This window comes from Janthinobacterium silvisoli (assembly GCF_014200725.1).
Classification (GTDB): Bacteria; Pseudomonadota; Gammaproteobacteria; order Burkholderiales; family Burkholderiaceae_D; genus Janthinobacterium.
In genome coordinates, this window is sequence record NZ_JACHCL010000003.1 from 355,265 (window position 1) to 367,805 (window position 12,541).

General features: G+C 54.7%; 9 protein-coding genes, 2 tRNA genes and 1 pseudogene. 7 read left to right on the forward strand and 5 right to left on the reverse strand.

Annotated features, from left to right (window positions below; all coding sequences use genetic code 11):
• Nucleotides 1-1,305: an HlyD family secretion protein gene (locus tag HDE75_RS18055; RefSeq protein ID WP_183678738.1), complete on the reverse strand. Its 1,305-nt coding sequence runs from the start codon at nucleotides 1,303-1,305 to the stop codon at nucleotides 1-3.
• A 318-nt stretch (nucleotides 1,306-1,623) separates the two neighbouring features.
• On the opposite strand from HDE75_RS18055, the gene HDE75_RS18060 reads away from it, so the two are divergent.
• Both HDE75_RS18060 and HDE75_RS18065 read left to right on the forward strand, forming a co-directional pair.
• Nucleotides 1,624-1,983 (forward strand): transposase, encoded by a 360-nt coding sequence (locus HDE75_RS18060; RefSeq protein ID WP_183678740.1) that lies wholly within the window; start codon nucleotides 1,624-1,626, stop codon nucleotides 1,981-1,983.
• Nucleotides 1,980-2,846: an IS3 family transposase gene (locus tag HDE75_RS18065; protein WP_183678742.1), complete on the forward strand. Its 867-nt coding sequence runs from the start codon at nucleotides 1,980-1,982 to the stop codon at nucleotides 2,844-2,846. Before HDE75_RS18060 ends, HDE75_RS18065 begins: the two co-directional genes overlap by 4 nt.
• Before the next feature lie 514 nt (nucleotides 2,847-3,360).
• Here the strand turns inward: HDE75_RS18065 and HDE75_RS18070 are convergent.
• Nucleotides 3,361-3,451, reverse strand: a tRNA-Ser gene (locus tag HDE75_RS18070).
• Between the two features lie 171 nt (nucleotides 3,452-3,622).
• Nucleotides 3,623-5,629 carry an acetate--CoA ligase gene (acs, locus tag HDE75_RS18075; protein ID WP_183678744.1) on the reverse strand — a complete coding sequence of 669 codons (2,007 nt, stop codon included), beginning with the start codon at nucleotides 5,627-5,629 and terminating at the stop codon, nucleotides 3,623-3,625.
• A 293-nt stretch (nucleotides 5,630-5,922) separates the two neighbouring features.
• On the opposite strand from acs, the gene HDE75_RS18080 reads away from it, so the two are divergent.
• The 4 genes from HDE75_RS18080 (at nucleotide 5,923) to HDE75_RS18095 (ending at nucleotide 9,347) form a co-directional block, all read left to right on the forward strand.
• Nucleotides 5,923-6,534, forward strand: coding sequence for a YqhA family protein (locus tag HDE75_RS18080; protein WP_183678746.1), 612 nt, complete (start codon nucleotides 5,923-5,925; stop codon nucleotides 6,532-6,534).
• An 87-nt stretch (nucleotides 6,535-6,621) separates the two neighbouring features.
• On the forward strand, nucleotides 6,622-8,163 hold the full coding sequence (locus tag HDE75_RS18085; RefSeq protein ID WP_183678747.1) for a fumarate hydratase: 1,542 nt from the start codon (nucleotides 6,622-6,624) through the stop codon (nucleotides 8,161-8,163).
• 65 nt (nucleotides 8,164-8,228) lie between these two features.
• On the forward strand, nucleotides 8,229-9,110 hold the full coding sequence (gene murI, locus HDE75_RS18090) for a glutamate racemase (protein WP_183678749.1): 882 nt from the start codon (nucleotides 8,229-8,231) through the stop codon (nucleotides 9,108-9,110).
• Between the two features lie 161 nt (nucleotides 9,111-9,271).
• Nucleotides 9,272-9,347: transfer RNA gene (locus HDE75_RS18095), tRNA-His, on the forward strand.
• A 190-nt stretch (nucleotides 9,348-9,537) separates the two neighbouring features.
• Here the strand turns inward: HDE75_RS18095 and HDE75_RS18100 are convergent.
• Complete coding sequence (locus HDE75_RS18100) at nucleotides 9,538-9,969, reverse strand: hypothetical protein (RefSeq protein ID WP_183678751.1); 432 nt, start codon at nucleotides 9,967-9,969, stop codon at nucleotides 9,538-9,540.
• 512 nt (nucleotides 9,970-10,481) lie between these two features.
• Nucleotides 10,482-11,009, reverse strand: a complete 528-nt coding sequence (locus tag HDE75_RS18105) for a hypothetical protein (RefSeq protein WP_183678753.1) — start codon at nucleotides 11,007-11,009, stop codon at nucleotides 10,482-10,484.
• 211 nt (nucleotides 11,010-11,220) lie between these two features.
• Between HDE75_RS18105 and HDE75_RS18110 the strand changes: the two are divergent.
• Nucleotides 11,221-12,385 (forward strand): annotated as a pseudogene (locus tag HDE75_RS18110) (IS3 family transposase).
• Nucleotides 12,386-12,541: the final 156 nt, after the last annotated feature.

Sequence of the window (12,541 nt, forward strand, 5' to 3'; positions counted from 1 at the left end):
TTAATTAAAAAAACGTTTATTTGCCGCACGTAGTGGTTCAAAAAGAAGTTGAAGCAGCGATTGTTTTTCTAAAATCAAATCTGCCTTGAGTAACATACCAGGCGTCAAATTCCAATCTGAACCAAATGCAGTCAGGCTCGACTGCGCAATACGTACTCTCACGCGGAATAACTGCTCTTTCGTTTCAATCGAAGATGGAATTTCCCTGGGCTGGATAGCTGAGCCTGAAATTTCGACTACCACTCCCTCGCCTGCGCCGAAGGTCTCATAAGGAAATGAGTCATACATCAGACGCACCTTATTCCCAGGTTTGACAAAGCCGATTGCACGTGAAGGAGCCCAGAGTTCAACCTCCAGCGGTGTGCTTAACTTGGCCGTCCCGGCAGGGACGATAATCGCAATTGTGTCCTCTGGTGATACAATTGCTCCTTCACGAATTTTTAGTGCTGTAACAAATCCCGAAATTGGCGCGAGTAATTTTTCCGATAAATGAGAACCTGTATTTAGTTCTTTCTCTTTAAGAGACTCACGCGCGCCCAAGGCTTCAGATCGCGCCTGCTCGCCCTCTGCAACCAGACGTCCCAGTTGAGATCCAATCTGCTCTATTTGTGTCTGCTGTTGCGAGCGATCGCGCTCCGCCTGTTCCAGTTGTTGTTGAAGAGCCAGTCCTGCATCTTCCAACTGTCGAATTACGACTTCTGAAACCATGCCCTTCTCAGCAAGTTGCTGATTTGACCGCACGGTGTCTCTTTGTAAATTTATGCGTTTCATTAGTAAAGCCTTGAGATCTTCTAGTTTTTCTATATCACGCGCTAAACCTGTACGCCGAGTATGAAGCTCTTGAATCTGTTGTTCAATTTGAGTGAAGTGAGCAGAAGCTTGTTTCTCCTGCGCAGAACGTTGTGATTCCTGAATAGACTTCAATGCTTCCTCAAGAGAAACTCCATTCCTTAAAGTTTGATTTGCTGCTATCAGAGCAATTGGCGTGCCGACAGATACAAAATCTCCTTCACGCACATAAATATTAGTTGCCGCCCCACTTAACTGAGAAGCAATACGAAAAGATCCGGCTGCTGGCGTAATTTGGCCAGCCACCGTCTCACGCCGTGAGTATTTTGATGAGGCCAAAAATACTCCGGCTCCAATTAATATAAAAACAAAAAACCCAGTTAAAATCCAACCAGATAAAATTAATTGTTTTATAGGTGCACCCTTTATAGCTCTTACCTCATCTAGTGCATTTTTACGAAAAATTGACAACAGTAAGTCTTTCTCCGAGGTTCGGAGCTTTTTCTCTTGAGTCATCGTTAATTAACAAAGTTTTATCGGGATAAAGTCTATCAAACATCCTCTTTAACATTCTCACAAAAAGTCACACAACACAGTACGTTACAAATGAAAGATTATCGAATATTACAATTTCGTAATCTAATACTTGTATGGCTTGAATAAAATAAAATCCAACCCAAGCTACTCAATCTTTGAAAATTCTGCTTATTTATTTTTTCAAAAAAAATGGATGCACAAAGTGATCACCAGACGCGCCCATGGGATGAGGGTCAGTTTGAGCTAGTCCGGTTTTCATGGACATCCTCAGGGGACAATGTTCCCCGGAGGATACTCATGAAGAAAAAACAATTACCCTCGAAGCGGGAGATCATTCCCGCGTCACCGAAATTAGCACCGAAGTCGCGTGTGACATTCACCGATTCGTTCAAGCGCGATGCAGTGGCGCGGCTGCGCGCAGGCAATCAAAGTGCCACGGATCTGGCGGTAGAGCTGGGGCTGCGTCGTAATCAGCTCTATAAATGGGCCAAGAAGCTGGACGAGCAATCATCCGAGGACTCCTTGCGCTCTCCTGGCCGCCCCCCGGCCGGTGATCTGAGCGAAGTCGAGCAATTACGACGCGACCTTGCCAGTGCCCAGGAGGAGCTGGCCATCTTAAAAAAGTTAGATGCGTACTTAACTCTCCTAAAGAAGTGAGGTACGCCGTCATTGATGCGCATCGCAGCGAGTTTTCAGTCAAGTCGCTATGTCGCGTGCTCGATATCAGCCGCAGCCTGTACTACGCCTTCAAACAGGATCGGCCAAGCTTGCGCAGCCAGCAGGATTTGGCCTTGCGTGCCAGGATCGTTGCCATCAATACAGCGCATCGCTGGGCGCCTGGCGCCGTGAAGATGTGGCATTTGCTCAAGGCCGAAGGCATCCAATGTGGGAAGCACCGGGTAATTAGACTGCGCAAACTGGAAGGCATTCAGACGACCCGCATGAAACGTTTCCGTGTCATGCAAGCGAAGGAGCGTGTGCAGCCGCCAGCGCCTGATCTGGTCAAGCGTGCTTTTCAGGTCGATGCCCCAAACAAGGTTTGGGTGGGAGACATCACGTCCTTGCGCACCAGAGAAGGATGGGTTCACCTGGCAATCGTACTCGATTTATTTGCCCGTCGCGTGGTCGGCTGGGCCATGAATAGTACCCAAGCCGCGACGCTGCCGATGGCGGCGTTGAGCATGGCATTAGCTCAGCGGCAGCCCCGTGCAGGACTCATTTTCCACAGCGATCAAGGTACGGTTTATGGGTGCAATGACTACCGTGAACTGCTGCAAAAACATGGTGTGCTGGCGAGCATGAGCCGTAAAGGCAACTGTCACGACAATGCCGTGGCCGAAAGCTTCTTTTCCAATCTGAAAAACGAAGTGATGCACGATCACCTGTTTGCATGCAGAGAGGAAGCGAGGGCGGTGGTAAATGATTACATCGAGATGTATTACAATCGAAGCAGGCTACATCAAACCCTGGGTTATCAAACGCCGGTACAAGTGGAGGCACAGTTTCGTGTGCTTAATTAACTGTCCTGAAAATCCGAACTACCTCAGTTCTGCCATTCGGACACAACCTCATCCATCATAAATCAAAGCAGAACAGCAATATGCCCCGGCCCAAGTCGCAAGCAAGGGTTCTCCGGGCCCAGCGGGTCTGAAAAATGGTCAGGGCAAGGCGCGCGGGCGCAGACAGTACGCATGTACGGCAAGCCCAAGCAACGCAGCCATGGCCATTTTCTCAGGCCCGCGATTCAGGCCCGCACTTCAAGTGCAGCAGAGCCTGTTCTGCCATTCAGACACGGACTGATGCATGGGGCGCAGTAGAAGCTAACTCAGTCGAAACCTGATCAGAACCACGAACGCGCGCCGGAGGCGCGCGAAGCTGCCGCGTAGCGGCAGCAGTTGGTCGATTCGGAGAGGGCCGGGCCGGTAGGCCCGACCCTTCGAATCCCCCGCGCAGGGCGCGCAGGCGCCCTGCTTCTCTCCGCCGGACACAAAAACAAAAAGGCCACCCGAAGGTGGCCTTTTGCTTTTGTGTCTGTGGCGGAGAGAGGGGGATTCGAACCCCCGATAGGCTATGAACCTATACACGCTTTCCAGGCGTGCGACTTCAACCACTCATCCACCTCTCCTGCATGCAATTTCTTGCTTACTGCATCTCGCTTGTCGCGAAGCCGCAGATTATAGCAAAGATTCTACAGAGTGCCAAAGATATTTACCCTAGGGTAAAGTTTGATACGACCAAGCCAGTAACTGCTGGGGTCAGACCCGGCGGGTCTGACCCCGGATGTTGGTTTGGCTTATTAAGACGCCTCTTTGAGCTGCTCCAGAATCGCCGGGTTTTCCAGCGTCGACACATCCTGCGTAATCGTCTCGCCCTTGGCCAGCACGCGCAGCAAACGGCGCATGATTTTGCCGGAGCGGGTTTTTGGCAGGTTGTCGCCGAAGCGGATTTCCTTGGGTTTCGCGATCGGGCCGATTTCCTTGCCGACCCAGTTGCGCAGCTCCAATGCGAGTTTTTTCGCTTCCTCGCCGGTGGGGCGGGCTTGCTTCAGGACCACGAAGGCGCAGATCGATTCGCCCGTCGTGTCGTCCGGGCGGCCTACCACGGCTGCTTCGGCTACCAGCGGGTTGGCCACCAGGGCCGATTCGATTTCCATCGTGCCCATGCGGTGACCGGAAACGTTCAGCACGTCATCTATGCGGCCCGTGATCGTGAAGTAGCCGGTGTCCTTGTTGCGGATGGCGCCGTCGCCGGCCAGATACATCTTGCCGCCCAGTTCTTCCGGGAAATAGCTGGCCTTGAAACGGTCCGGGTTGTTCCAGATCGTGCGTATCATCGATGGCCATGGGCGTTTCACGACCAGAATGCCGCCCTGGCCGTTCGGCACGTCATGGCCTGCTTCGTCGACGATGGCGGCCATGATGCCGGGCAATGGCAGGGTACAGGAGCCGGGCACCATCGGCGTGGCGCCTGGCAATGGGGTGATCATGTGGCCACCCGTTTCCGTTTGCCAGAAGGTGTCGACGATCGGGCATTTTTCGCCGCCGATGTTTTTGTAGTACCACATCCATGCTTCCGGGTTGATCGGTTCGCCCACCGTGCCCAGCAGGCGCAGGCTGGACAGGTCGTAGTGGCTCGGGTGAACTTTCGGGTCCACGTCGGCTGCCTTGATCAGCGAACGGATGGCGGTAGGCGCCGTGTAGAAGATGCTGACCTTGTGCTTTTTGATGGTTTCCCAGAAACGGCCAGCGTTCGGGTAGGTCGGGATGCCCTCGAATACCACTTGCGTGGCGCCCACGGCCATCGGACCATAGGCGATGTAGCTGTGGCCCGTCACCCAGCCGATGTCGGCCGTGCACCAGAACACATCGGTCGGCTTGATGTCGAAACTCCATTTCATCGTCAGCGCGGCCCACAGCAGGTAGCCGCCGCTGGAATGCTGCACGCCTTTCGGGGTGCCGGTCGAGCCGGAGGTGTACAAAATGAACAGAGGATGCTCGGCATCAACCCATTCCGGCTCGCACTGCGCGCTCTGGCCTTCGACCAGATCGTGCAGCCAGGTATCGCGGCCGGCCTGCATCGGCAGCTCGCTGCCCGTGCGTTGGTAGACAATCACGTTTTTGACGGACTCGCAGCCGCCCAGCGCCAGCGCTTCGTCGACGATGGATTTCAATGGCAGCTTCTTGCCGCCGCGCAGTTGTTCATCGCCGGTGATGACGGCCACGGCGCCTGCGTCGATGATGCGCTCTTGCAAGGATTTGGCGGAGAAGCCACCGAACACGACGGAATGGGTCGCGCCGATGCGCGCGCAGGCTTGCATGGCGGCCACGCCTTCAACCGACATCGACATATAGATGATGACGCGGTCGCCCTTGGCTATCCCCTTGGATTTCAGGCCGTTGGCGAATTTGCAGACTTTTTCATGCAGTTCTTTGTAGCTTGCTTTGGTGACGGTGCCGTCGTCGGCTTCGAAGATGATGGCGGTCTTGTCGCCCAGGCCATTGTCGATGTTGCGGTCCAGGCAGTTGTAGGACACGTTCAGCTGGCCGTCTTCGAACCATTTGTAGAATGGCGCGTTGTCTTCGTTCAGGGTGCGGGTGAACGGCTTTTTCCAGCTCAGGTTTTCGCGCGCCAGCTTGGCCCAGAAACCTTCGTAGTCGCGCTCGGCGTCGGCCACCATCGCGTGGTAGGCGTCCATGCCCGAAATTGTTGCTTGTGCGGCGAATGCCGCCGATGGATCAAATACGCGCGACTCTTCTGGTCCTTGCTGCTGCGTGCCCTGCCCTTGGTTTTCTGTACCGGCCATGCTTGTCTCCAGTGTAGTAATTGTTTGCTAACACGATAAGCGCAGTGCCTTACGGACGCCTTACATGCAGCGTTTCCTCTGTCAAGACTAACAGTAATCGCCATCCGCAACAGGCGTCAAGGGGGCGCAACGCAGTATTTTTGATGGAAAATTAAAGAATGTACCGAATAGTTAATACCACTTTGTCTTTCATCAAGGTCAACAATCCAGATCAAGGCCAAGCGCATTGCCCGCCAGCCCGTGTAAAATATCGGGCGTAGCAAAAAATTGCATTAATCTCAGGAAGCCCCCAGATGACAGACCACCAGAAAAAAACCATACCAACTAAATTGCACCCTTTATCCGCCTTCATCTTCATGTCGCGCTGGTTGCAACTGCCGCTGTACCTGGGTTTGATCCTGGCCCAGTGCGTGTATGTATTTCATTTCTGGGTCGAACTGTCGGACCTGATCGGCGCCGTGTTCGGCAATGATGCCGCCTTGCAGCACGTGCTGACGGCTGTTGCCGTGCCGGGTGCACCGCTGCCGACCAAGCTCAATGAAACGTCCATCATGCTGGTGGTGCTGGGCCTGATCGACGTGGTGATGATTTCGAACCTGTTGATCATGGTCATCATCGGCGGCTATGAAACTTTCGTATCGCGCATGCACCTGGACGACCATCCTGACCAGCCGGAATGGCTGTCGCACGTCAATGCGTCGGTGCTGAAAACCAAGCTGGCCATGGCCATCATCGGCATCTCGTCGATCCACCTGCTGAAGACTTTCATCAACGCCAGTTCGTACAAGCTGGATGTGATCATTGCGCAAACGGTGATCCATATGGTCTTCATCATTTCAGCCATGGCGATTGCTTATACAGACCGGATCATGACCGTGACGCAAAACCAGGCGCGTCCCCACTAAACCTCAAACCCACGACCGCCAGCGGCGCGTGGGCTTTTTTTTGATGCAGTAACAAGTCTTACCCTTCTTATCCCTCGCGAGAACACCATGACTGTCATAAAGCAAGAAGACCTGATCGAATCCGTCGCCGCAGCGTTGCAGTACATTAGCTACTACCACCCTGCTGATTACATCGAGCACCTGGCGCGTGCCTACGAGACCGAGCAAAGCCCGGCGGCCAAGGATGCGATCGCGCAAATCCTGACCAACTCGCGCATGTGCGCGGAAGGCAAGCGCCCGATCTGCCAGGATACCGGCATCGTCAACGTCTTCCTGAAAATCGGCATGGGCGTGCGCTTCGAAGGTTTTACCGGCACCGTGACCGACGCCGTCAACGAAGGCGTGCGCCGCGCCTACAATTTCGATGACAACAAGCTGCGCGCTTCCATCGTGGCCGACCCGCATTTCGACCGCAAGAACACCAAGGACAACACGCCAGCCGTGGTCCATATGGAATTGGTCGAAGGAAATACGGTCGACGTGAAAGTCGCGGCCAAGGGCGGCGGCTCGGAAAACAAGTCGAAGATGATCATGATGAATCCATCCGATTCGCTGGTGGACTGGGTCATGAAAACCGTGCCGACCATGGGCGCCGGCTGGTGCCCGCCTGGCATGCTGGGTATCGGTATCGGCGGCACGGCCGAAAAAGCCATGCTGATGGCAAAAGAAGTGTTGATGGAAGACATCGACATGTATGAGCTGAAACAACGCGGCCCGCAAAACAAGCTGGAAGAATTGCGCATCGAACTGTGCGACAAGATCAACTCGCTGGGCATCGGCGCGCAGGGCCTGGGCGGCCTGACCACCGTGCTGGACGTCAAGATCATGATGCACCCGACGCACGCTGCATCGAAACCGGTCGCCATGATCCCAAACTGCGCGGCCACCCGCCACGGCCACTTCGTGCTGGACGGTTCGGGCCCTGCCTACATGACCCCGCCAGCGCTGTCGACCTGGCCTGACGTGAGCTGGGCGCCGGACACGGAAAAATCCAAGCGCGTCGACTTGAATACCCTGACCAAGGAAGAAGTTGCTTCCTGGACGCCAGGCCAGACCCTGCTGCTGAACGGCAAGATGCTGACCGGCCGCGACGCTGCCCACAAACGTATCCAGGACATGCTGGCCCGTGGCGAAGAACTGCCAGTCGACTTCAAGAACCGCGTGATTTATTACGTTGGTCCGGTCGATCCGGTGCGTGACGAAGTGGTAGGCCCAGCCGGCCCGACCACCGCCACCCGCATGGACAAGTTCACCGACATGATGCTGGAAAAAACCGGCCTGATCGCCATGATCGGCAAGGCCGAGCGCGGCCCGGTCGCCATCGAGTCTATCCAGAAACACCAATCGGCCTACCTGATGGCCGTCGGCGGTTCCGCTTACCTGGTGTCGAAAGCCATCAAGGGCGCCAAGGTGCTGGGCTTTGCCGACATGGGCATGGAAGCGATCTATGAATTCGACGTGGTCGACATGCCGGTCACGGTGGCCGTCGATGCCAAGGGTACTTCGGTGCACAACACGGGTCCGAAAGAATGGCAAGCGAAGATCGAGCAACTCAATAGCGTCAGCAAGATTCCCGTGACTGTCGCTTAAACAAGCACTACCATGAACGCCGCGCAGCAACCTAGCGCGGCGTTTTTTATACTCACCAGTTATATATGACTTTGAACACACCTCATGGCGTAAAACTGGGGTCAGACCCGACGGGTCTGACCCCGGCAGTCAAGCTGCCTATCGGCGTCTTCGATTCCGGCGTGGGCGGCCTGTCGGTGCTGCGCCATATCCGCACGCAGCTGCCGCAGGAAGACCTGATCTACTTTGCCGATTCCGGCTACGCGCCGTATGGCGACAGGACGGAGCAGCAAGTCATCGATCGTTCGCTGGCGATTGCCGCCTATCTGCTGGACCAAGGCGCCAAGGCCATCGTTGTCGCCTGCAACACCGCCACCGTGGCCGCCATCAAGGCGCTGCGCGCGCGCTACCCTGACTTACCGCTGGTCGGAGTCGAACCCGGCTTGAAACCTGCCGCAGCGGTCACGCGCAATGGCAAGGTGGGTGTACTGGCGACCAGCCGCACCTTGTCCGGTGAAAAGTTTTTGCTACTGCGCGAACAGATCAGCGCCGCCAGCCAGGCGCAATTCCTGCTGCAGCCCTGCGTAGGCCTGGTCGAGCTGATCGAGCAATGCTCGCTGGGCCAGGACAGCAACGACGCCACCAGCGTCATGCTCGAACGCTACATCGCGCCACTGCTGGCACAAGGCGTCGACACCCTGGTACTCGGCTGCACCCACTACCCCTTCGTGCAAGACGCCATCGAGCGCACGGTGCGCGCCCATTCGGCTAGCCCAATCACCCTGGTCGATACGGGCGAAGCGGTCGCCCGGCAACTGGCCCGCCTGCTCGATGCGGCCAGCTTGCGCCGCGACGGCAACCCTGCACCGCAACTGCACGGCTATACGACGGCCGGGGTCGACATGCTGGAGCAAGCATTTGCCGGATTGCTGGACTTGCATCCCCCGGTGGAACATCTGTCCGTATAGGGAAAAGCAGGGGAATTAGAGGGCTTTCGAGGCAATCTTTCGAATAGTTGAAAAAGACTGGATTTAGATTTGCCACTTTGCCGAATCCTTTGTATAATTCGGCACCTGTTCAGCAAAACAGCTAAATAGCTGAAGTAGTGAAGCAGATTTGTAAGACAGTGGTGGCTGTAGCTCAGTTGGTAGAGTCCAGGATTGTGATTCCTGTTGTCGTGGGTTCGAGCCCCATCAGCCACCCCACAGAATTGTAGGAAAATTAAAGGGTTACATGCTTCGGCTTGTAACCCTTTTTTTTTGCATTTTCCAACGGGTTTTCGTATTTTCCAACGAGATCAAATTTCAGCGCTTCCACTGCGCAGGGCCAGTTCGGGCGGCCGCCGCTTTTTCCAGCTCCGCTTGAGTGGTGATCACCGCAGTTGCCGTATCTCCATCAAATGGCACCAGTACCCATCCAGGCCGCTGATCGGCCAGAATCTCCGCCGCCCCCCCCCCAGGCCATTGCGAAATGAGCCATGGTCATAGGATTAATTTCAAATCCACGCACCCGCAACTGCCCATTCCCCACCCACACAATGGCAGCGTCATACAATGGCGGAAGTATGAAGTCTCTTCCGCCACCAATTGGCATCAATTTCGCCACACGCAAGCTCGGCTTCTGTGCGGCGATGCTCGTGGCCAAGGCCATGATGCTCGCTTTGATTGGCCCGAATGCTGCAAGCGCGGCCGCGGTCGCCGTTTGAGCATAGGCTGACTTGCTCGCCAGATCGAGGATCGACTTGTTCTGGCTGGCGATGGCGCCGCGCAGCTCGCCATTTTTCGACAGTGCCTTGCCGCGCGCGCCCTCGGCCTTAGTCCGCTCCACGACGGCATTATCGCGTTCGCCGACCGCAGCGTGAACGGCGATGGGTTCTTCAATTTTGCCGACAGGTTCTTTACCTCATCGACTACTACCATCTTGGATAGCGACGTTAATGCCAGCGCCGTGGCGTACGGCAGTTGACGTTTAGCGAGGTCATTCAAGCCCCGCTCGAAATCAGCGAGATTGGTACGCACGGACACATCAAACGCCATGGATGCTCCGTTCAGGCTTGTGCAGACGTCTGCACATATGACCCACAAGAAACGCCTTAGGCCGGTGGTTGATACGCACACGGTGGCGCACTATCATCAACACAAATAAAAAAGCACACCGAAGTGGGCAAGCACGAGAAACGAATGTATGCCCCGCTATGGAGCGGATCGAGATAGATCACCTCTTTCGCTGTTGAGAAATTGTCTCGTCAAACGCAAAAAAGCCCGCTTGTGCAGGCTTTAGGCATTAATACTACGAGAATGACAGAAACACACCTGACTTGTAACAGGCACGTCAAGCTTTTATGGACGAGTTCTTATAACGCGCATATGAATGAAATCTATAGTCTCGGAGATTTTTGCAACATCTTTTTTTACTTTAGCAAGCTTTGCCTCCACATCAGAAACGGATATTTCCCCGACATTGCCAAGATTTCGAGAAAAAATCGACTTCAATTGCAACACCCTAATTATCTCCTCAAGAACCACCATCTCCCCTCTTGCAGCAGCAAGGCGATGTCTACATGCGGATTCTTGATCGATAAGCGCTTCAATATATAGAAACCGCTGCCTCTCCAGCTGTTCCTTCATATCCAGGACATCTTCCACATGCCGTTCGGCTCCCGTGGATCGCTTGTTTGCGCTCGCCAAGAGCGTCTCGTGCTGGGACTTAATTACCATAAGTGCACTAGCCTGGTACTTATAGCGTCCCGTCTGTCCTTGGCAGTCAAGCATCCCACCAGGTTGCATCGCCATGACTATGTACGGCTCAGCCTGCCCGCCTGTTAGTACAACCAAGTCACCAATTTCAATGCCGTTATAGCTGCTCATACCGTAGTGCATAGTTGACCTCGTATTTTTAGTTTGCAAAGCATACTTTATAGCAAGAATCATGGAAAAGAAGTAACCGATTACTGAAACCGTAAGCAGTCGCATTACAAAATGTCTGTCAATTATCTTAGGGAACCTCAACACCCCTGTAGTGGTTTAATGTACCCGGACACTGATTTAGGCGAGAATGCTCGCCATGGAGAGGTGTTTGATGAGCAAGCAAAGACGTACGTTTTCCCCTGAGTTCAAAGAGCAGGCCGCATGCCTGGTACTGGATCAAGGATATATCCATACAGAGGCAAGCCGGTCGGTCGGCATCGGCGAATCAGTGCTGCGCCGTTGGGTGCAGCAGCTGCAGTTGGAACGGCAAGGCATCACGCCGCAGAGCAAGGCAATGACGCCAGATCAGCAGCGAATACAGGAACTCGAAGCACGTATTGAGCGTCTCGAGCGGGAGAAGTCCATTTTAAAAAAGGCTACCGCGCTCTTGATGTCGGAAGGGATAGAACGTACGAGGTAATCGATCAGATTTGCGGTAACGAATCAATCGAGTTGATCTGCGCGGTGTTCGACGTAGCGCGGTCATGCCTGTATGCGCATCGGGAGCGCGCCCGGCACATTGATGTTGAGCGCATGGCATTGCATAGCCGCGTGCACGAACTGTTCGTCGAGAGTCGCAGTTCGGCGGGAAGCCGCAGCATCATGGGCATGATGCGCGAGGAAGGCACGGCAATTGGCCGCTTCAAAGTCAGCCGTTTGATGGAAGAGCTAGGGCTGGCCTGCAAACAGCCTGGCAGCCATGCGTATAAGTAGGCTACGGTGGAGCGGGTCGATATTCCGAACCACCTCAATCGTGAATTCACAGTGGAGACGCCAAATCAGGTCTGGTGCGGGGACATCACCTATGTCTGGGCGCAAGGCCGATGGTATTACTTGGCAGTGGTGTTGGACTTGTTCGCTCGCCGAGCGGTGGGCTGGGCATTCTCGCTACGACCCGACGCCGACCTTGTGTTGTGCAAGCGCTGGAAATGGCTTACGAGCAGCGAGGTCGACCGCAGGGGCTGCTGTTTCATTCGGATCAAGGTAGCCAGTACGCCAGTCGAAAATTCCGTCAGCGTTTGTGGCGCTATCGGGTACGACAGAGCATGAGCCGTCGGGGAAATTGTTGGGATAACTCCCCGATGGAACGGCTCTTCCGCAGCTTCAAAACTGAATGGCTGCCGTCAACTGGTTACATGACGGCACAGGAAGCACAACGGGACATCAGTCATTACCTGATGCACCGGTATAACTGGATACGGCCACATCAGTTCAATCACGGATTGGCACCGGCCGTCGCCGAAGAAAAACTTAACGTAGTGTCCGGGATGGGTTGACCACTACAACTTACGGTTTCGTTAATGGCTCACGGGTTCTGTTTAACGCAAATACTAACAATGCTATGGTCGTCGATAAAGCCGGCCAGTTTGTGACCGGATTCAAACTGGCCCCTGGTACTCCACAGTATCAAAACTACCTGGCGAATGGGATAC